Origin of the sequence: Alsobacter metallidurans, from assembly GCF_014636935.1 — a bacterium.
Lineage (GTDB): Bacteria > Pseudomonadota > Alphaproteobacteria > Rhizobiales > Beijerinckiaceae > Alsobacter > Alsobacter metallidurans.
The window spans coordinates 394099-413173 of record NZ_BMES01000001.1; the positions used below are offsets into that span (position 1 = coordinate 394099).

Annotated in this window: 14 protein-coding genes and 1 pseudogene; 8 read left to right on the top strand and 7 right to left on the bottom strand. The window is 68.9% G+C overall.

What is annotated here, in order from left to right:
- Positions 1–263: 263 nt before the first annotated feature.
- The 5 genes and pseudogenes from dnaK (at position 264) to pyrF (ending at position 5809) form a co-directional block, all read left to right on the top strand.
- On the top strand, positions 264–2171 hold the full coding sequence (gene dnaK, locus IEV99_RS01720; protein WP_188516005.1) for a molecular chaperone DnaK: 1908 nt from the start codon (positions 264–266) through the stop codon (positions 2169–2171).
- Positions 2172–2343: 172 nt separating this feature from the next.
- Positions 2344–3477 carry a molecular chaperone DnaJ gene (dnaJ, locus tag IEV99_RS01725; RefSeq protein ID WP_188516006.1) on the top strand — a complete coding sequence of 378 codons (1134 nt, stop codon included), beginning with the start codon at positions 2344–2346 and terminating at the stop codon, positions 3475–3477.
- A gap of 162 nt (positions 3478–3639) precedes the next feature.
- Positions 3640–4212: pseudogene (locus IEV99_RS23945) on the top strand (class I SAM-dependent methyltransferase); the annotation flags it as partial.
- Positions 4213–4511: 299 nt separating this feature from the next.
- Positions 4512–5105, top strand: coding sequence for a histidine phosphatase family protein (locus tag IEV99_RS01735; RefSeq protein ID WP_188516007.1), 594 nt, complete (start codon positions 4512–4514; stop codon positions 5103–5105).
- Entirely contained in the window at positions 5102–5809 is a 708-nt protein-coding gene (pyrF, locus tag IEV99_RS01740; protein ID WP_244643456.1) for an orotidine-5'-phosphate decarboxylase, read from the top strand. Before IEV99_RS01735 ends, pyrF begins: the two co-directional genes overlap by 4 nt.
- Positions 5810–5910: 101 nt before the next feature.
- Here the strand turns inward: pyrF and IEV99_RS01745 are convergent, their stop codons facing one another.
- Complete coding sequence (locus IEV99_RS01745) at positions 5911–7437, bottom strand: YifB family Mg chelatase-like AAA ATPase (protein ID WP_188516008.1); 1527 nt, start codon at positions 7435–7437, stop codon at positions 5911–5913.
- Between the two features lie 248 nt (positions 7438–7685).
- Between IEV99_RS01745 and IEV99_RS01750 the strand changes: the two genes are divergently transcribed.
- Positions 7686–10502, top strand: coding sequence for a [protein-PII] uridylyltransferase (locus tag IEV99_RS01750; RefSeq protein WP_188516009.1), 2817 nt, complete (start codon positions 7686–7688; stop codon positions 10500–10502).
- Between the two features lie 164 nt (positions 10503–10666).
- On the opposite strand, the gene IEV99_RS01755 is transcribed toward IEV99_RS01750, so the two are convergent.
- From IEV99_RS01755 to dctP, 6 genes are all read right to left on the bottom strand, one after another.
- On the bottom strand, positions 10667–10876 hold the full coding sequence (locus tag IEV99_RS01755) for a DUF4287 domain-containing protein (protein WP_188516010.1): 210 nt from the start codon (positions 10874–10876) through the stop codon (positions 10667–10669).
- 20 nt (positions 10877–10896) lie between these two features.
- Positions 10897–12414 (bottom strand): malonate--CoA ligase, encoded by a 1518-nt coding sequence (locus tag IEV99_RS01760; protein WP_188516011.1) that lies wholly within the window; start codon positions 12412–12414, stop codon positions 10897–10899.
- A gap of 160 nt (positions 12415–12574) precedes the next feature.
- The gene (locus IEV99_RS01765) at positions 12575–13870 is read right to left on the bottom strand and encodes a malonyl-CoA decarboxylase (RefSeq protein WP_244643757.1); all 1296 of its coding nucleotides are present in this window, start codon (positions 13868–13870) and stop codon (positions 12575–12577) included.
- A gap of 142 nt (positions 13871–14012) precedes the next feature.
- Positions 14013–15374 carry a TRAP transporter large permease gene (locus IEV99_RS01770; protein ID WP_188516013.1) on the bottom strand — a complete coding sequence of 454 codons (1362 nt, stop codon included), beginning with the start codon at positions 15372–15374 and terminating at the stop codon, positions 14013–14015.
- The gene (locus IEV99_RS01775) at positions 15371–15922 is read right to left on the bottom strand and encodes a TRAP transporter small permease (protein WP_244643458.1); all 552 of its coding nucleotides are present in this window, start codon (positions 15920–15922) and stop codon (positions 15371–15373) included. The genes IEV99_RS01770 and IEV99_RS01775 overlap by 4 nt, the downstream gene beginning before the upstream one ends.
- Complete coding sequence (gene dctP / locus IEV99_RS01780; protein ID WP_188516014.1) at positions 15919–16938, bottom strand: TRAP transporter substrate-binding protein DctP; 1020 nt, start codon at positions 16936–16938, stop codon at positions 15919–15921. Before dctP ends, IEV99_RS01775 begins: the two co-directional genes overlap by 4 nt.
- Positions 16939–17064: 126 nt before the next feature.
- Here dctP and IEV99_RS01785 point away from each other — a divergent pair, with 126 nt between their 5' ends.
- Together IEV99_RS01785 and IEV99_RS01790 are read left to right on the top strand one after the other, a co-directional pair.
- On the top strand, positions 17065–17712 hold the full coding sequence (locus tag IEV99_RS01785) for a GntR family transcriptional regulator (RefSeq protein ID WP_188516015.1): 648 nt from the start codon (positions 17065–17067) through the stop codon (positions 17710–17712).
- 67 nt (positions 17713–17779) lie between these two features.
- Positions 17780–19075: an O-acetylhomoserine aminocarboxypropyltransferase gene (locus IEV99_RS01790; RefSeq protein WP_188516016.1), complete on the top strand. Its 1296-nt coding sequence runs from the start codon at positions 17780–17782 to the stop codon at positions 19073–19075.

Sequence of the window (19075 nt, forward strand, 5' to 3'; positions counted from 1 at the left end):
TAACAGCGAATCGCCGCCGGCGCGTCGGCCGTGCGAAGCTCGAGAGCTGTGACCTTCTTGCGCGGCTGCGGCGATCGCGATGCGGGCAGGATCTCGCCTTGCAGCCCCGGCGGCGCCTCCTTATATACCCGCCGACGCGGGGAATACCCGCCAATCCTAGGGGATCAGGCTCCCGGTCCCGCCTCGGTCGGGGCGTGACGGGGAACCTCTGGCCGGAGCGCCTTCGGGGCTCGGTGATCTCGCCGAAAAAGGGGACCTACGACATGGCAAAAGTCATCGGCATCGACCTCGGAACCACCAACTCTTGCGTCGCCATCATGGAAGGCGCGACGCCCAAGGTGATCGAGAACGCGGAAGGCGCGCGCACCACGCCCTCCATCGTCGCATTCACGGACGAAGGCGAGCGCCTCGTCGGCCAGCCGGCCAAGCGCCAGGCGGTCACGAATCCCGAGCGCACCTTCTTCGCCATCAAGCGCCTCATCGGTCGCACCTACGACGATCCGATGACCCAGAAGGACAAGGGCCTCGTGCCCTACACCATCTCGCGCGCCGGCAACGGCGACGCCTGGGTCGAGGCGGACGGCAAGACCTACTCGCCCTCGCAGATTTCCGCCTTCATCCTGCAGAAGATGAAGGAGACCGCCGAGGCCTTCATCGGCCAGCCGGTCACGCAGGCGGTCATCACCGTCCCGGCGTACTTCAACGACGCCCAGCGTCAGGCCACCAAGGACGCCGGCAAGATCGCCGGCCTCGAGGTGCTGCGCATCATCAACGAGCCCACCGCGGCGGCGCTCGCCTACGGCCTCGACAAGAAGAAGACCGGCGTGGTCGCCGTGTACGACCTTGGCGGCGGCACCTTCGACGTCTCGATCCTCGAGATCGGCGACGGCGTGTTCGAGGTGAAGTCCACCAATGGCGACACCTTCCTGGGCGGCGAAGACTTTGACATGCGCCTCGTGGAATACCTCGCCGAGGAGTTCCGCAAAGAGTCGGGCATCGACCTCAAGAAGGACAAGCTCGCCCTTCAGCGCCTGAAGGAGGCGGCCGAGAAGGCCAAGATCGAGCTCTCCTCCGCGAGCCAGACCGAGATCAACCTCCCCTACATCACGGCTGACGCGAGCGGCCCGAAGCACCTGACGCTGAAGCTCACCCGCGCCAAGTTCGAGGCGCTGGTGGACGATCTGGTCCAGCGCACCATCGAGCCCTGCCGCAAGGCGCTCAAGGACGCCGGCGTGACGGCGGCCGAGATCGACGAGGTCATCCTGGTCGGCGGCCAGTCGCGCATGCCGAAGGTCCAGGAAGCCGTGAAGCAGTTCTTCGGCAAGGAGCCCCACAAGGGCGTCAACCCGGACGAGGTCGTGGCCATCGGCGCGGCCGTCCAGGCGGGCGTGCTGCAGGGCGACGTCAAGGACGTGCTGCTGCTCGACGTGACCCCGCTGTCGCTGGGCATCGAGACGCTGGGCGGCGTGTTCACCCGGCTCATCGACCGCAACACCACGATCCCGACCAAGAAGAGCCAGGTCTTCTCCACCGCCGAGGACAACCAGACGGCCGTGACCATCCGGGTGTTCCAGGGCGAGCGCGAGATGGCGGCGGACAACAAGCTGCTCGGCCAGTTCGACCTCGTCGGCCTGCCGCCGGCTCCGCGTGGCGTTCCGCAGGTCGAGGTCACCTTCGACATCGACGCCAACGGCATCGTCAACGTGTCGGCCAAGGACAAGGCTACCGGCAAGGAGCAGCAGATCCGCATCCAGGCGTCGGGCGGCCTCAGCGAAACCGACATCGAGAAGATGGTGAAGGACGCCGAGGCGCACGCCGCGGACGACAAGAAGCGGCGCGAGCTGGTCGAAACCCGCAACCAGGCCGAAAGCCTGATCCACCAGACCGAGAAATCGGTCGCGGATCTCGGCGACAAGGCTGCGGCCGCCGACAAGTCGGCCATCGAGGGCGCGATCGCGGCGCTGAAGACCGAGATCGCCAGCGAGGACGTCGAGGCCATCAAGGCCAAGACCAACGACCTGATGCAGCTCTCCATGAAGCTCGGCGAGGCCATGTACGCCGCCGAGCAGGGCCGCGCGGAAGCTGACGCCGCCGCCGACGCCAAGAAGGATGACGTCATCGACGCGGACTTCCGCGAAGTGGGCGACGACGACAAGAAGAAGCGGGCCTGATCGCTCGCTGAAGAAGGCGCCTCGGAGAGTATCCGGGGCGCCTCACCTTTCGTGAATTCATCGGCCGCCCGGCCCGATCGCCACGCCGCGTCGTTGCAGGCGTCGCGATTCTGTGGCGCTGTAGGCTGGCGGCCCAGCCGAGTTTAATTTCCATCGACCGCGCCGGACATCCATGGCCAAGACAGACTATTACGAACTGCTCGAGGTCAGCCGCACCGCGACCGAGACGGAGCTGAAATCCGCGTTTCGCAAGCTCGCGATGAAGCATCACCCGGACAAGAACCCGGGCGACAAGCAGGCCGAGGCGAAGTTCAAGGAGCTCAACGAGGCCTACCAGGTGCTCTCGGACGGGCAGAAGCGCGCCGCCTATGACCGGTTCGGCCACGCAGCCTTCGAGAATGGCGGCGGTGGCGGCCCGGGCTTCGGCAACGACTTCGCGTCCTCGATGGCGGACATCTTCGAGGACCTGTTCGGCGACTTTTCCAGCCGTGGCGGCCGGCAGCAGCCCAACGGGCGCGAGCGCGGGTCCGACCTGCGCTACAATCTCGAGATCACCCTCGAGGAGGCCTATGCGGGCAAGACCGCGACCCTGAAGGTGCCGACCTCCATCGCGTGCGAGGCCTGCTCTGGCACGGGCGCCAAGCCCGGCTCCAAGGCGAAGCAGTGCCCCACCTGCGGCGGCTATGGCCGCGTGCGGGCGAGCCAGGGATTCTTTTCCATCGAGCGCACCTGCCCGAACTGCCAGGGGCGCGGGGAGGTGATCGAGGATCCCTGCCGGTCCTGCAACGGCGCCGGGCGCGTCACGCGCGAGCGCACGCTGTCGGTGAACATCCCGGCCGGCGTCGAGGACGGCACCCGCATCCGGCTCGCCAACGAGGGCGAGGCGGGGCTGCGCGGCGGCCCCAACGGCGATCTCTACATCTTCCTGTCGCTCAAGGCGCACCCCTTCCTGCAGCGTGACGGCGCGGATCTGTTCTGCCGAGTCCCCGTCAGCATGGTGACGGCCGCGCTCGGCGGAGAGATCAGCGTTCCGGTGCTGGACGGCGAGGAATGCAGCGTCAAGGTCCCGGAAGGCACCCAGACCGGCAAGCAGATCCGCATCCGCAGCCGCGGCATGCCGATCCTGCGGTCGCGCGACCATGGCGACCTTTATATCCAGGTCGTGGTCGAGACGCCGCAGAAGCTCAGCGGCCGGCAGCGCGAGTTGCTGCGCGAATTCGAGCGCGAGAGCTCCAAGGACACGCAGCCCGAGAGCGCCAGCTTCTTCGCCAAGGTGCGCGACTTCTTTGGCGGCTCCGCCGAATAGGCGAACGCCTGCCGGCGGCAGGGCGCCTTTCCGCAACCCAGGCGCGTTGACCCCATGACCGCTCGGCTCTAGCCTTGCGGATCTGCGCATACGGAGCCAGTTGCGTTGCAGCCCGAGCCCCGCCGCCACTCGCGCGGCGCCAGCCCCGAGAGGAAGCCCAAGCTGAAGGAGCCGCTCGCCCGGCGCCTGCAGGACGAGGCGCGTTTTCTCAAGAGCTGGCTCGACAATCCCCTCCAGGCGGGAGCCATCGCGCCCTCCGGCCCCGCGCTCGCGCGCGCCATGGCGGCGTTGGTCGACGTCGGCCGTCCCGGTCCCGTCATCGAACTCGGGCCCGGCACCGGCCCGGTCACGCAGGCGCTGATCGAGCATGGGGTGGCGGAAGAGCGCCTCGTGCTCGTCGAGTTCGATCCCGATTTCTGCCAGCTCCTCCGGCAGCGTTTTCCGCGCGCGACCGTCGTGCAGGGCGACGCTTATGCGATCGACCGGACCCTCGCCGGACATCAGCGGGCGCCTGCCGCCGCCGTGGTGTCCAGCCTGCCGCTGCTCACCCGGCCCGAGGAAGAGCGAGCGCGCCTGCTCGTGCGATCGTTCGGGTTGATGGCTCCTGATGCGCCGTTCATCCAGTTCACCTACGGCTTGACGTCGCCGGTTCCGCGCGGCCCGGGCGTCGCGGCCGCGGCTTCGGCCCCCGTGTGGCTGAACATTCCGCCGGCGCGTGTCTGGGCCTATCGCCGCGCGGACGACGCGCCGGCGTTGCAGGCCAGGCGGCGCTCGCGCGCTGAAGCCGCGTTCGTCCGTCGCCTGAAGTCCGGCACCGGTCGCGTCCGCGACGAACTGCTGGACGGAGCGGACCGGGTGCGGCACGCCTGGGACGAGCAGGCCGATCGCGTGATGCGCGACGAGCGTGTGCGGCCCACGCTGGAGTTCCTGCGCCGCATCAACGCCCACATGGAGGGACCAGACGCGCATGTGGCCGCGGACGCGCAACTGCGGGCCTTGCGCAACCCGCGCCCCAGGCGACGCGGTTAGCCTGCATGGCGACGGTCTTCTACGTTACCCACCCGCAAATCCGGATGGACCCAGCCGTCCCGGTTCCGCGATGGTCCCTGTCTGAACTCGGCCGCGCCCGCATCGAGGCCGCCGCCGGCGCGCCCTGGGTCTCGGGCCTCAGAGCCGTCGCATCCTCGGACGAAGCCAAGGCCATCGAGACCGCCTGCGTGCTCACGCGCGCAACCGGCGCGATGCTGCTGGTGCGTCCCGGCCTGCACGAGAACGACCGCAGCGCGACCGGTTTTCTGCCGCCGCCCGAGTTCGAGGCCGTCGCCAACCAGTTCTTCGCCCAACCGGACGAGAGCGTTCGCGGTTGGGAGCGCGCCATTGACGCCCAGTCGCGCGTGGTCGCGGCTGTCCACGCCGTTTTGGCGGAAGCGCCAGCCGGCAATGTGGCGTTTGCCGGCCATGGCGGCGTCGGCACGCTTTTGTGCTGCGCGCTGAGCGGCTCGGCCATCGACCGGCGTTTTGACCAGCCGGCCGGCGGCGGAAATGTCTTCGCCTTTGACAGGGCCACGCTGCGCGTGCTCCACCGCTGGCGCCCCCTCGAGGACGCCAGAATCGGAGAGCCCGAATGACCGGAGCAGCCCACCCGCGCGACCGTATGATCGTCGCTCTCGACCTCCCCGGCGTGGCCGAGGCGCAGGCCATGACAGAGCGGCTCGGCGATACCGTGAGCTTCTACAAGGTGGGCCTCGAGCTGATCTATGCGGGCGGCCTCGACTTCGCCAAGCGGCTGATCGGAGACGGCAAGAAGGTCTTCCTCGACCTCAAGTTCCATGACATCCCCAACACGGTCTCTCGCGCCGCCGAGCAGGTCGCCAGGCTCGGCGCGACCTACCTCACCGTCCACGCCTATCCGCAGACCATGAAGGCCGCCGTTGCGGCGACCCAGGGCTCCGGCCTGACGCTGCTGGCCGTCACGGTGATGACCTCCTATGACGACGCCGATCTTCAGGCCGCCGGCTACGGCATGACGGTGAAGGACCTGGTGGCGCGGCGCGCCCGGCAGGCCCAGGAGGCCGGCGTCGGCGGGCTGATCCTGTCGCCCGAGGAGCTCGCCGCCACGCGGGCGCTGCTCGGCCCCGGTATGCGCCTCGTGACCCCCGGCATCCGCCCGGCGGGCGCGTCCCTCGGCGACCAGAAGCGCGCCGCCACGCCCGGCTCCGCCATCGCGGCTGGGGCCAATGCGCTCGTGGTCGGCCGGCCGATCACGCAGGCGCAAGACCCACGCGCCTCGGCCCAAGCCATCACGGCCGAGATCGCCGCCGCGCTGGCGTAGAGGGGGCCGACTTACCCTTCGCTATTCGGCAGACGCGGCAGCCGCACCCTCCCCCTCGAGGGGAGGGTGGCGCTTCGCGCTGCTCCGTTTCGACGGCTCGCCTAGCCGTCCACCACCTCGCGGCTGCGGTAAGACAGCGCTTCGGCGATGTGGAGCCGGCCAACTTTGTCGGCCTCGTCGAGATCGGCGAGCGTGCGGGCCAACTTCAGCACGCGGTGAAAGCCGCGGGCCGTGAGCCGCATGGCGTCGGCGGCTTCGCGCAGGATCTTGAGCCCTGCGGCGTCCGGCTGGGCGACGTCGTTCACCAGCCCAGGCGGACAGGCCGCATTGGTGGAGACGGACGCGCCCAGCGAGGCGTAGCGCCTGAGCTGGATCTCTCGCGCCCGCGCGACTCGGATCGCGACCTCGGCGGAGCCCTCGGCCGGGGAAGGGAGCATGAGATCGGCGGCGCTCACGGCCGGCACGTCGATCTGCAGGTCGATGCGGTCGAGCAGCGGGCCGGACAGGCGCGACTGGTATTGCGCCATGCACTTGGCGTTGGGCGCGCGCTTGCACGCGTAGCCGGGCTCGGTGGCGTGCCCGCAGCGGCAGGGGTTCATGGCGGCCACGAGCTGGAAACGCGCAGGGTAGACCACCCGCCTGTTGGCGCGCGAGATCGCGACCTCGCCGGTTTCCAGCGGCTGGCGCAGGCTGTCCAACGCCTGCGGGAGAAACTCGGGCAACTCGTCCAGAAACAGCACACCATGGTGCGCCAGCGAGATCTCGCCCGGCTTGGCGTTGATGCCGCCGCCCACCAGCGCCGCCATGGAGGCGGAGTGATGCGGCGCACGGAACGGCCGTCGATCCGTCAACGCCCCGCCCGCCAGCAGGCCGCCGACCGAATGCACCATGGAGACTTCCAAAAGCTCGCGCGGCAGCAGCGGCGGCAGGATCGACGGCAGGCGCGCCGCCAGCATGGACTTGCCGCTGCCGGGCGGCCCGCACATCAGGAGATTGTGCCCACCGGCGGCCGCCACTTCGAGCGCCCGCTTGGCGCTTTCCTGCCCCTTGATGTCGCGCAGGTCCGGGATCGACGCGCCCGGCTGGCGTACGGCCGGCGTGGGCGGGGAGAGCACCTGGACGCCACGGAAATGATTGGCGAGCTGGATCAGCGAGCGCGGGGCCAGGATGGTCATGTCGCCCGACGCCCAAGCGGCCTCCGGGCCGCATTCCGCCGGACAAATAAGCCCCATGTCCCGCTCGTTCGCCGCCATGGCGGCCGGCAAAACGCCCGCAACCGGCGTAATCTCGCCATCCAGCGCGAGCTCGCCCAGCACCGCGAAGCCGTCCAGCGCGTCGGACGGAATGGCGCCGATGGCCGCCATCACGGCCAGCGCCACAGGCAGGTCGTAGTGGCTGCCCTCCTTGGGCATGTCGGCGGGCGCGAGGTTGACGGTGATGCGCTTCGACGGTAGCGACAGGCCGGACGCCACCAGCGCCGAGCGCACCCGCTCGCGCGACTCGCCCACCGCCTTGTCGGGCAGGCCCACGATGGTGAACACGACGCTGCCGGGCATGATCTGCACCTGCACGTCCACCGGCCGGGCCTCGATGCCTTCGAACGACACGGTGGAGACGCGGGTCACCATGGGCGGGCGCCCGGGCCTGCGACGCAATACGCGATAGTCATGAAATCCGCACGGGAAAGGGCTGGAACAAGGTCAGCCTAGCCGATGGCCCGTGCGCCACAACCGACCGGCGCGTGCGCGAGGTTGTGAAACGCGTGCCGTTTGACGCCGGCGCGGGAACGCCCGAAAAGCAGGTTGTTTGCTTTTGTCGGTTATCGTGCGCCGTTCCGCTCGCCAGGGCCGAACGCTCCGCCTCTGGATTTCGCCTCATGGTCGCTCCGCGCAGCAATCCCGCCCGCCCGTCGCCGGTGTTCGACAGGGCGGAGCTCCGAACCGCGCTGGACAGCGCGCTCCAGGGGGCCGGCCTGGACTCAGCGGCGCGGCGGGCAGCCGTGGTGGGCGTCTTGCGCAAGGCGCTGGACGAGGGGCGTGAGAAAGCCCACGCGATGCTGGACCTGGAGCGCAACGGCCACGCCTGCGCGCGGCGGCTGTCCGATCTCATGGACGCCATGGTGGCGGCCCTGCACGACATCGCCGTGCGGGTGCTCTACCCGGTGCAGAACCCGTCCACCTCCGAGCGCCTCGCCGTGGTGGCGGTGGGCGGCTATGGCCGCGGCACGCTGGCGCCGGGGTCGGACGTCGATCTCTTGTTCCTTCTGCCCTACAAGACCACCCCGTGGTCCGAGAGCGTGGTGGAGAGCATCCTTTACGCGCTCTGGGACCTGAAGCTGAAGGTCGGCCATTCCACCCGTAGCCTCGACGAGTGCATCCGCGAGGCGCATGGCGACTACACCATCCGCACCGCGCTGCTGGAAGCGCGGCTGATCCTCGGCGACAAGGCGCTGTTTACCGAGTTCGAGGGCCGCTTTGACCGTGATGTGGTGCAGGGCACGGCCTCCCAGTTCGTGAGCGAGAAGCTGGCCGAGCGGGAGCGCCGGGTGAACCGCGCCGGGCAGTCGCGCTATCTCGTGGAGCCCAACGTCAAGGACGGCAAGGGCGGGCTCCGCGACCTCAATACGCTGTTCTGGATCGCCAAATACGTCTACCGCGTCCGCCGCACCGCCGACCTCGTCGAGGCCGGGCTGTTCTCGCAGGAGGAGGCGGACCTGTTTCGCCGCTGCGACGAGTTCCTGTGGCGCGTACGCTGCCAGATGCACTACGTCACCGGCCGCGCCGAGGAGCGGCTCACCTTCGACCTGCAGCGCCAGATCGCCGAGAAGCTCGGCTACGCGACCCATGGCGGCATGTCGTCGGTGGAGCGCTTCATGAAGCGCTACTTCCTGGTCGCCAAGGACGTCGGCGACCTCACCGCCATCGTGTGCGCCGCGCTGGAAGCGCGTCACGCCAAGCCTCGCGCCATGCTGGACCGGCTCGTCGGCCGTTTCCGCCGCAGCGGCCGCGCGATCTCGGAGAGCAAGGACTTCGTGGTCGACAACGACCGGCTGAGCGTGGCGCGGCCGGACGTGTTCGAGCGGGATCCCGTGAACCTGATCCGGCTGTTCTGGATCGCCGACAAGCTCAACCGCGCCATTCACCCGGACGCGGCCCGGCTGGTGACGCGCTCGCTGAAGCTGATCGGCCCGGCCCTGCGCAACACCCCGGAGGCGAACCGGCTGTTCATCGAGGTCCTGACATCCACCAACGCGCCAGAGGTGGTGCTGCGGCGCATGAACGAGGCCGGCGTGCTCGGCCGCTTCGTGCCCGAGTTCGGCCGCGTCGTCGCGATGATGCAGTTCAACATGTACCACCACTACACGGTGGACGAGCACCTGATCCGCTCCATCGGAATCCTGGCCGACATCGAGAACGGGCGGCTGAAGGACGAGCTGCCGGTCGCCAACGAGATCCTGCCGACCATCCGCAACCGCACCATCCTGGCGGTGGCGCTGTTCATTCACGACATCGCCAAGGGCCGGCCCGAGGACCACTCGGTCGCGGGCGCGCGCATCGCCCGCAAGCTCTGCCCGCGGCTGGGGCTGACGGACGCCGAGACCGACACGGTGGCGTGGCTGGTGGAGCAGCACCTCACCATGTCGACGGTGGCGCAGAGCCGCGACCTCTCCGATCCCAAGACCATTCAGACCTTCGCCGCCATCGTGCAGACGCTGGAGCGGCTGCGCATGCTGCTGGTGCTGACCGTTTGCGACATCAAGGCGGTGGGGCCGGGCGTGTGGAACGGCTGGAAGGGCCAGCTCCTGCGCACGCTCTACTGGGAAACCGAAATCGTGCTGGCCGGCGGCCATTCGCAGATCGAGCGCGCCCAGCGCGTCAGGCAAGCCCAGGAGGAGTTGCGCCGGGCTCTCCCGACCTGGCCGGACGCCGAGGTCGACGCCTATCTGGCGCGGCACTACCCGGCCTACTGGCTCAAGGTGGACGTGCCCCGCAAGGTCCAGCACGCCCTGCTGCTGCGCAGCGCCGAGCGCGAATTGCGTTCGCTGGCCACCGAGGTGGCGACGGACAGCTTCCGCGGCGTGACCGAACTCACCGTCACCGCGCAGGACCATCCGCGCCTGCTCGCCATCATCACGGGAGCGTGCGCGGCGGCGGGGGCCAACATCGTCGACGCGCAGATCTTCACCACCACGGACGGGATGGCGCTCGACACCATCTTCGTGTCCCGCGCCTTCGACATGGACGAGGACGAGCTGCGCCGCGGCGCCCGCGTGGCGCAGCACATCGAAAAGGCGCTGAAGGGCGAGATCAAGATCGCCGAGGCGGTCGCGGCGCGCGGCCCGGACCGCAGTTCGGCCTCCAAGGCCTTCACGGTGCCGCCGCAGATCATGATCGACAACGCGCTGTCCACCCGCCACACCGTGATCGAGGTCGCGGGGCTCGACCGGCCGGGCCTGCTCTACGAGCTCACGACGGCTCTGGGCAGGCTCAACCTCAACATCGCGTCGGCCCACATCGCGACCTTCGGCGAGAAAGCCGTGGACGTGTTCTACGTCACCGACCTCACGGGTTCCAAGATCGTGAACCCGGCCAAGCAGGGCTCCATCCGCCGCCACCTGATGGACGTGCTGCAGGCTCGCGACACCCACCGGGACCGCGAACCCAAGCTGCGCGTGGCCGCCGGCGGCAAGTAGCCGCCCGGTCGCAACCGCCTCGCCGTCATTGCGAGGCGAAGGCGAAGCAATCCAGTCTGATGGCGAGGCCTGAGGCTCTACGCCCGGCTTCTGGAGTGCTTCGCTGCGCTCGCAATGACGGGAGGATGTGGCCGCCGACCCGGATGACGCCTCGGCAGCACCGCCTACTTGGCGTCTTCGGCGAGGGTATGCGCCACGATCGCGTTGGCGTGGCCGTGGCCCATGCCATGCTCGGTCTTCAGAAAGGCCACGAGCTCCATGTGCTTGGCCGGGCTGCGCTGCCGGACAAGCGCTTTCCAGTGCGCGATCGGCTTCCCATAGGTCTTCTCGATCGACGGGAAGTAGGAGGCCGGGCCTTTGACCGTTTCCGCCATGAGTTCGAACTCCGCCGCGATCAGCCGCCGTACAGCCCCTTGTACTGCTCGCGCAGCACGTTCTTCTGCACCTTGCCCATCGTGTTGCGCGGCAGGTCGTCGACGATCATCACGCGCTTGGGCTGCTTGAACTTGGCGAGGCGGCCGTCGAGCCGGGCGACCACGTCCTTTTCGGTCAGCGCCGAGCCTTTCGGCACGACGACGACGGCCGTGACGCCTTCGCCGAAATCCGGGTGCGGGACGCCGATCACGGCGCTCTCCACCACGCCCGGGATGGCGTCGATCTCGGTCTCGACCTCCTTGGGGTAGACGTTGTAGCCGCCCGTGATCACGAGGTCCTTGCCGCGGCCGACGATGTGCACGTAGCCGCGCTGGTCCACCTTGCCGAGGTCGCCCGTGATGAAGAAGCCGTCCGGCCTGAATTCGGCCGCCGTCTTCTCGGGCATCCGCCAGTAGCCCTTGAACACGTTCGGCCCCTTCACCTCGATCATCCCGACCTCGCCGTCCGGCAGGCGAGCGCCCGTCTCGGGGTCCACCACGCGCAGCTCCACTCCGGGCAGCGGGAAGCCCACCGTGCCGGGCACGCGCTCGCCCTCATAGGGATTGGAGGTGTTCATGTTGGTTTCCGTCATCCCGTAGCGCTCCAGGATGGCGTGGCCGGTGCGCTCGCTCCAGGCGCGGTGGGTGTCGGCCAGCAGCGGCGCCGAGCCCGACACGAAGAGGCGCATGTGCGACGTCGTCTCGCGGTTGAGCCGGGGCTCCTGCAGCAGGCGGACGTAAAAGGTCGGCACGCCCATCATGCAGGTGGCGCGTGGCATGAGGCGCATCATCTCGTCGGCGTCGAGCTTGGGCAGGAACAGCATCGAGGCGTTGGCCATCAGGATGGTGTTCGTCGCCACGAACAGGCCGTGCGTGTGGAAGATCGGCAGCGCATGCAGCAGCACGTCATCAGCCGTAAAGCGCCAGAAGTCCTTCAACGTAAGAGCGTTGGAGGCCAGGTTCCAGTGGCTCAGCATCGCCCCCTTGGAGCGGCCCGTCGTGCCCGACGTGTAGAGGATCGCCGCGAGGTCGTCCTTGCCGCGCGCCACGTCGGCGAACTCGGCCGGCTGGCCGGCCGCGAGCTCCATGAGCGAGCCGTCGCCGCCCGTCCCGAGCGTCTCGGTGGCGGCCACGCCCAGGCGCGCGCACAGTTCGCCCAGCGCTGCTCCGGCCTTGGGCGAAGCCACGACGACACGCGGCTCGGCGTCGCCGATGAAGTATTCGAGCTCGGTCAGCGTGTAGGCGGTGTTCAGCGGCAGGTAGATCGCGCCGACCCGCAGGCAGGCGAGAAACAGCATGATCGCCTCGGGACTCTTGTCCACCTGCACGGCGACTCGGTCGCCGACCTCCACGCCTCGCGCCTTCAGGGCGTGCGCGAGCCGGGCCGAGAGGGCCAGCATGTCCTCATAGGTGAAGCGTCGCCCGTCATTGGTCTCGATGAAGAGCTTCTGCGGGTCGGTGACGCGCTCGCGCACCAGCGCGAAAAGGTTGTCGGACATGGGTGTTCTCTTGCTCTTTAATCGTGTCTGACCAGCCGCACAGCCGACCATCATTTGCCGTCATGGCCGGGCTTGTCCCGGCCATCCACGCCGACGCCCCGCGCGTGGATGCCCGGGACAAGCCCGGGCAGGACGGTGGAGGGACGCCGCGCCACCGCGCTCATTGCAGCGGCACGACCTCGCGGCTCGGCAGATCGCTCCGGAGCGCGTTGCGGACGCCGGAGGCCGCCGCGACGCGGCCCTTGTTGACGAAGGCCTCGTGGTTTTTCTCGATGTCGTCGAGGTCGTAGAGGTAGTTCACCATTAGGCCGTGCGCCTGCTTCAGGCCCTTCGGCGAGACGTCGCCCAGCCAGTTCAGCCGCTCCAGCCGCGCCCCGTTGCCGAGGTGGAACCGCGCCACCGGATCCACGGGCCGGCCGCCGGGCGTCTTGGCGCGGAGATAGTAGTAGGCGGCCGCCTCCATCAGCACGCGCCGAACCGCCGGCAGGCGCACGGCGTCCTGCGTCCAGCCCTGCGCGTCGAGCGCGTCCAGCACGCCCTTGTCCTCGTCCGTGAGCGCCTGGGAGGCCTCGTTGCGGCGCTCCCGCGCCAGCCAGCTCGCGAAGGTCGGGGCTGGCGACAGCGTGACGAAGTTCTTCAGCGCCGGAAGCTGGCGCGCCAGCTCCTCCACCACCTGCTTGATCAGGAAATTGCCGAACGAGATGCCGCGCAGGCCCTCCTGGCAGTTCGAGATCGAGTAAAACACCGCCGTCGTAGCCTGCCGCGGGTCGATCACGCTCCGGTCCTCGGCCAGCAGCGGCCCGATGCCGGCCGGGATCTCGGCCGTGAGCGCCACCTCGACGAAGATCAGCGGCTCGTCGACGATCTGCGGATGGAAGAAGGCGAAGCAGCGCCGGTCGGCCGGCTGCAGGCGCCGGCGCAGGTCGTCCCAGCTCTCGATGGCGTGGACGGCCTCGTAGCGGATGATCTTTTCGAGGATGTTGGCCGGCGTCGACCAGTCGATGGGCCGCAGCACCAGGAAGCCGCGGTTGAACCAGGACGAGAACAGGTGCTGGAAATCGGCGTCCAGCGCTTCAAGCTCGGGCAGGTCGGCCTGATGCCGAAACAGCTCCTCGCGCATGCGCACCAGCCGCAGCGTGCCGCCTGGCGAAAGGTTGAGCCGGCGGATCAGCTCCTGCCGGCGGGGCTCCGCGGCCTTGTGGAGGTCCAGCAGCGTGCGATGGTCGGGCTTCTCGCGATAGGCCGCGATGGCCTTCTCGAGCGCGGCGGGCTCGGCCCCGAAGCGCTGCACCAGCTCGCGCAGGAAGGCCGCCTTGGCGGCGTCCTCCAGCGCGTCGTAGCGATCCAGGATCTCGCGCGCCAGCGCCACCCCGGAGGCTTCGCCGCGGCTGGACAGGAGGTCGCCGCACAGCCCCGCGAGGTCCTTCGCGGTGCCGCCGCGCCCGCTCATGATCATCGAGCGGCCGCGATCCGCGATGCTCTGCAGCAGGTCGCTGAAGAACGAGATGTTCACGGCGTTGCGCCACCCCGCCGCCGCCGCGACGGCGGGGGCATCGGCGGTGGGTTGCGGCTCGGCGTCCGTCATGCGCGCGCTCCGGTCACTTTCCGGCCCCCGGCGGTCCCATCACGAGGTCCGGCAGGAAGGTCGAGATCTGCGGAAACAGGCAGAGCAGCAGCACCGCCACGGCCATCAGGATCACGAAGGGAAGCGTCCCCATGATGACGTCCCGCAGCGGGATGTCGGGAGCGATGTTCTTGATCACGAAGATGTTCAACCCGACAGGCGGGTGGATCAACCCCATCTCCATCACGATGGTCATCACCACGCCGAACCAGATCAGGTCGAAGCCGGCGGCCTTCAGCGGCGGCAGGATGATCGGGGCCGTCATCAGGATGATCGACACTGGCGGCAGGAAGAAGCCGAGCACGATCACCATGCCGAGGATCACAAGCAGCAGCAGCCACTTGGAAAGCCCGAGCGCCACAATCCACTGCGCGGTGGACTGGCTGATGTGCAGGTAGCTCATCACGTAGGCGTAGAGCAACGACATGCCGATGATCAGCATCAGCATCGTGCTTTCCCGCAGCGTGGCGTGCAGGATCGGCGACAGGTCGGCCGGCTTCCACACGCCGTAGATCGCCGCGATGAGCCCCAGCGCCATCACGCCGCCGAGCCCGGCCGTCTCGGATGGCGTCGCGAAGCCGCCATAGAGCGCGATCATCACGCCGGTGAGCAGCAGCACGAAGGGCAGCACGCGCGGCAGCAGCGAGAGCTTGTCGCGGGTCGACAGCGTGTCTTCCTCGAGGATCGGCGACAACGGGCCGCCGGCCTCGTACACCCGCTTGGCGAGCGCGTATTCCTGCCGGAAGCGGATGCCCGCATAGAGGGCGAAGAGCCCGACCAGCAGGAAGCCCGGCCCGATGCCGGCCAGGAACAGCCGGCCCAGCGATTGCTCGGCCGCCACCGCGTAGAGGATCATCGTGATGGAAGGCGGCAGCAGAATGCCGAGCGTGCCGCCGGCCGCGATGATGCCGGCCGCGAAGCCCCCCGAATAGCCGCGCCGCCGCATCTCCGGAATGCCGGCCGAGCCGATGGCCGAGCAGGTCGCCGGCGAGGAACCCGCCATGGCGGCGAACAGCGCGCACGCGAACACGTTGGCGATGCCGAGGCCGCCCGGGATCCGATGCAGCCAGGCGTGCATGGCGGAGTAGAGATCCTGGCCTGCCCGGGACCGGCCGATGGCCGCGCCTTTCAGGATGAACAGCGGAATGGCCAGCAGCGTGATCGAGGACATTTCCTCGTAGACGTTCTGCGTCACCGTATCGAGCGACGCGCCCGGCATGAAGAACGCCATGAACAGGATCGCGACCGCGCCGAGCGCGAAGGCGATCGGCATTCCGGAAAACATCGCCCCGAGCGTCGCGCCCGCATACAGGAAGCCAATGGCGGCGGCGCTCACGCGTGATTCCTCCGGTCCAGCGCAACCGCGATCTGGATGATGATCTGCAGGGTGAGAAGCGTCATCCCGATCGCCATCACCGAATAAGGGATCCAGAGCGGCGGCCCCCAGGTCGAGGACGAATGCTGGTCGTCCACCCAGGCCTCGTGCAGTAGCGTGAAGCTCTTCCACGAGAAGAAGGCGCAGAACGCCGCCGACGCGATGTCGGTGAACAGCATGCGCCAGCGGTTCGCGCGCGGCGACATGATGGACGCGAACGCCTCGATGCCCACATGCCCGCGCCGCGCCTGCACGGCCGCGCCGCTCATGAAGGTGGCGCCGACCAGCAGGAACACGGCCGTCTCGTCCTGCCAGTCGGTCGGGATCTTCAGGAAGTAGCGGACCACCACGCTGTAGGAGAGCACCAGCGCGGCCGCGACCAGCGCGATCCCGCCGAGCCCCATCACGAGCCGGTTGACGAGGTTCATGGCCCTGACGAGCACGCCGACCGGCCCCGGAACGACCGGGACCTCGATCGGCGCAGATATTTCGGGGGCGCCGTGGCTCACGCAACGCCCTCGGCGAGCTTCAGCAGGTCCGCGCAGGAGGCGTTGCGCTCGGCGAAGTCCTTCCAGGCGGTCTCGCGAGACAGCTTGCGCCACTGGTCGAGCGTCGCGTCGTCCAGCGTCTTGACGGTCGCGCCCGCCTTGGCGAACACCTTTTCGACTTCGTCGTCGTCCGCCTTGGCGCCGGCGACGCCGAACGGCTCCATCTCGGCCCCGACGGCCAGGATGGCGTCCTGCTGGTTTTTGGGCAGCGCGTCGAAGAGCGTCTTCGACATCAGGATCGGCTCCAGCATGAACCAGTAGAACTTGCCGCGCCCGGAGGTCAGGTTCTTGGCGAGCTCTTCCAGATGGAAGGAGATCAAGCTGGTGGACGACGTTACGACGGCGTCGCAAGCGCCCGTCTGCATGGCGGCGTAGGACTCGTTAGACGGAATGTTGAGCGTCGCCGCGCCTGCGGCCTTGAACACCATGTCCATCTCGCGCGAACCGCCGCGGATCTTGATGCCCTTGGCGTCGGCCGGGCTGAGCATCGGCTGCTTGCTGGCGACGCCGCCCGACTGCCACACCCAGGTGATGATCATCACGCCCTTGTCGGCCAGGATGTCAGAGAGCTTCTTGCCGACCGGAGAGGTCTTCCAGGCCGCGCCCTGCTCGTAGGAGGTCACGAGCCCGGGCATCAGGCCGATATTGGTCTCCACCACCTCGCCGCCGGCGTAGCTCAGCGGGTAGAGCGTCATGTCCAGCGCGCCCTTCCGGATGGCCGAGAACTGCGCGTTGGTCTTCATCAGCGAAGAGCCGGGATAGACCTGCGCGGTGAGTTCGCCCTTGGTGCGCTTCTCGATCTCGGCCGCGAACTTGCGGCACATGCGGTCGCGGAAGTCGCCCTGCTCGAGCGTGCCGCCAGGGAATTGGTGGGAGATCTTCAGCGTCTTCTGCTGGGCGAAGCTGCCCGTGGGCAGGGACAGGATGGCGGGGGCTGCGAGGCCCGCGCGCAGCACGGAGCGGCGTGAAATCAGCATGGCGTTTCCTCGACTTTGGCCGCCGTTGCCGACGGTCCGCTTCTGTGGCGATGAGGAATAGCCGTACAGGCTCCTGTACGAAGCGTCAATCAATGTGTATACATGGCGCCCAACGCAGGTGCACAAATGACTGACATCCATGCTGCGGCGCCAAACGGTAAGCTCCGCGACCTGATCGAGCAGGCGATCCTGACGGGCGATTTCGGCCCGGGCGAAAAGCTCGAGGAGGTCGCGCTCGCGCAGCGCTTCGGCGTGTCCCGCACGCCCGTCCGCGAGGCGCTGCACCAGCTTTCGGCCGCCGGCCTCGTCGAATCCCGCCCGCGCCGCGGCGCCGTGGTGGCCACCATCACGCCCGAGCGGCTGGTCGAGATGTTCGAGCTCATGGCCAAGCTGGCGGCCCGCCGCCTGACGCCCGAGACGGAGGTCGCCATCGTGGAGGCGCACAAGGCCTGCAAGGCCGCGCTCGCCAAGGGACCGGACGCCTACTACTACGAGAACGAGCGCTTCCACTTCGCCATCTACGCGGCGAGCCGCAACGGCTTCCTGATCGAGCAGGCCACCGCGCTGCACCGCCGCCTCAAGCCCTACCGCCGCCTGCAGCTTCGCGTCCGCAACCGCGTCGCGGCCTCGTTCGATGAGCACGCCGCCATCGTGGACGCCATCCGTGACGGCAAGGCCAAGAAAGCCGCCACCCTGATCCGCGACCACATCTCCGTGCAGGGCGAGCGCTTCGCCGACCTCATGGCGAGCCTGCCGAGCCTCAAGGCCGGGTAGGGCGGGGGAGGCTCTTGCGCGCCGGGCGTGCGGCCGGTCTACTCGGCGCAAACCGCACGAGCGCCCGATGTCCGGACCCAAGCCGCCCGCCTTTGAAACCCTGAGCCTGCATGCCGGGCAGCGCCCGGATCCGGCCACCGGCGCGCGCGCGGTGCCGATCCACCAGACCACGTCCTTCGTGTTCGAGGATTCAGACCACGCCGCCGCGCTGTTCAACCTGGAGCGGCCGGGCCACATCTACAGCCGCATCTCCAACCCCACCGTGGCGGTGCTGGAGGAGCGCCTCGCCGCGCTGGAGGGCGGCGTCGGCGCGGTGTGCACGGCCAGCGGCCAGGCCGCCATGCACCTCGCCATCGCGACGCTGCTCTCGGCTGGCGACCACATCGTCGCGTCGGCGTCGCTGTATGGCGGCACCGTCAACCTGCTCGCCCACACGCTGCCTCGCTTCGGCATCACGACGACTTTCGTAAGGCCGCGCGACCACGAAGGGCTGCGCGCCGCCATCGGGCCGAGCACCCGGCTTGTGATCGGCGAGACGCTCGGCAATCCCGGCCTCGAGGTGCTCGACATCCCGGCGGTCGCCGCCATCGCGCATGCGGCGGGCGTGCCGCTGCTGATCGACAACACCTTCGCGACGCCCTGGCTCTGCCGCCCCATCGCGCTCGGGGCCGACATCGTGATGCACTCCGTCACCAAGTGGCTGGGCGGCCACGGCGTGGCGATCGGCGGCGTGGTGATCGACGGCGGGCGTTTCGACTGGCTGGCGCACGGCAAGCATCCGACCCTCACCGAACCTTACGCGGGCTACCACGGGCTCTGCTTCGCCGAGGAGTTCGGCCCCGCGGCCTTCATCATGCGCGCCCGCACCGAGGGCCTGCGCGATTTCGGCGCCTGCCTCAGCCCCACCAACGCGTTCCACCTGCTGCAGGGCGTCGAGACGCTGCCGCTGCGCATGCAGCGCCACGTGGAGAACACCGCCTCGGTGCTCGACTTCCTGGGCCGGCACGAGGCGGTTGCCTGGGTGCTGCATCCCACGCTGGAAACGCATCCCGACCACGCGCTGGCGCAAACGCTCCTGCCGCGCGGGGCCGGCTCCATCGTGAGCTTTGGCGTGAAGGGTGGCCGCCCCGCCGGCCGGCGCTTCATCGAGGCGCTGAAGCTCGCCAGCCACCTGGCCAATGTGGGCGACGCCAAAACGCTGGTGATCCACCCGGCCAGCACCACGCATCAACAGATGGATGCGGCCCAGCTCGCGGCAGCGGGCGTCGGCGAGGACATGATCCGCCTCTCGGTCGGGCTGGAGAACGCCGCCGACATCATCGGCGACCTCAACCAGGCGCTACGCGCCTCGCAGCGGGGCTGA

Bases quoted from the DNA above. Each gene is read 5' to 3' on its own strand.
- IEV99_RS01760 (WP_188516011.1), bottom strand. From the start codon at position 12,414: ATGTCCGACAACCTTTTCGCGCTGGTGCGCGAGCGCGTCACCGACCCG.
- IEV99_RS01790 (WP_188516016.1), top strand. From the start codon at position 17,780: ATGTCCGGACCCAAGCCGCCCGCCTTTGAAACCCTGAGCCTGCATGCC.
- dnaK (WP_188516005.1), top strand. From the start codon at position 264: ATGGCAAAAGTCATCGGCATCGACCTCGGAACCACCAACTCTTGCGTC.
- dnaJ (WP_188516006.1), top strand. From the start codon at position 2,344: ATGGCCAAGACAGACTATTACGAACTGCTCGAGGTCAGCCGCACCGCG.
- IEV99_RS01735 (WP_188516007.1), top strand. From the start codon at position 4,512: ATGGCGACGGTCTTCTACGTTACCCACCCGCAAATCCGGATGGACCCA.
- IEV99_RS01785 (WP_188516015.1), top strand. From the start codon at position 17,065: ATGACTGACATCCATGCTGCGGCGCCAAACGGTAAGCTCCGCGACCTG.
- IEV99_RS01750 (WP_188516009.1), top strand. From the start codon at position 7,686: ATGGTCGCTCCGCGCAGCAATCCCGCCCGCCCGTCGCCGGTGTTCGAC.
- pyrF (WP_244643456.1), top strand. From the start codon at position 5,102: ATGACCGGAGCAGCCCACCCGCGCGACCGTATGATCGTCGCTCTCGAC.
- dctP (WP_188516014.1), bottom strand. From the start codon at position 16,938: ATGCTGATTTCACGCCGCTCCGTGCTGCGCGCGGGCCTCGCAGCCCCC.
- IEV99_RS01765 (WP_244643757.1), bottom strand. From the start codon at position 13,870: ATGATCATGAGCGGGCGCGGCGGCACCGCGAAGGACCTCGCGGGGCTG.
- IEV99_RS01755 (WP_188516010.1), bottom strand. From the start codon at position 10,876: ATGGCGGAAACGGTCAAAGGCCCGGCCTCCTACTTCCCGTCGATCGAG.
- IEV99_RS01745 (WP_188516008.1), bottom strand. From the start codon at position 7,437: ATGGTGACCCGCGTCTCCACCGTGTCGTTCGAAGGCATCGAGGCCCGG.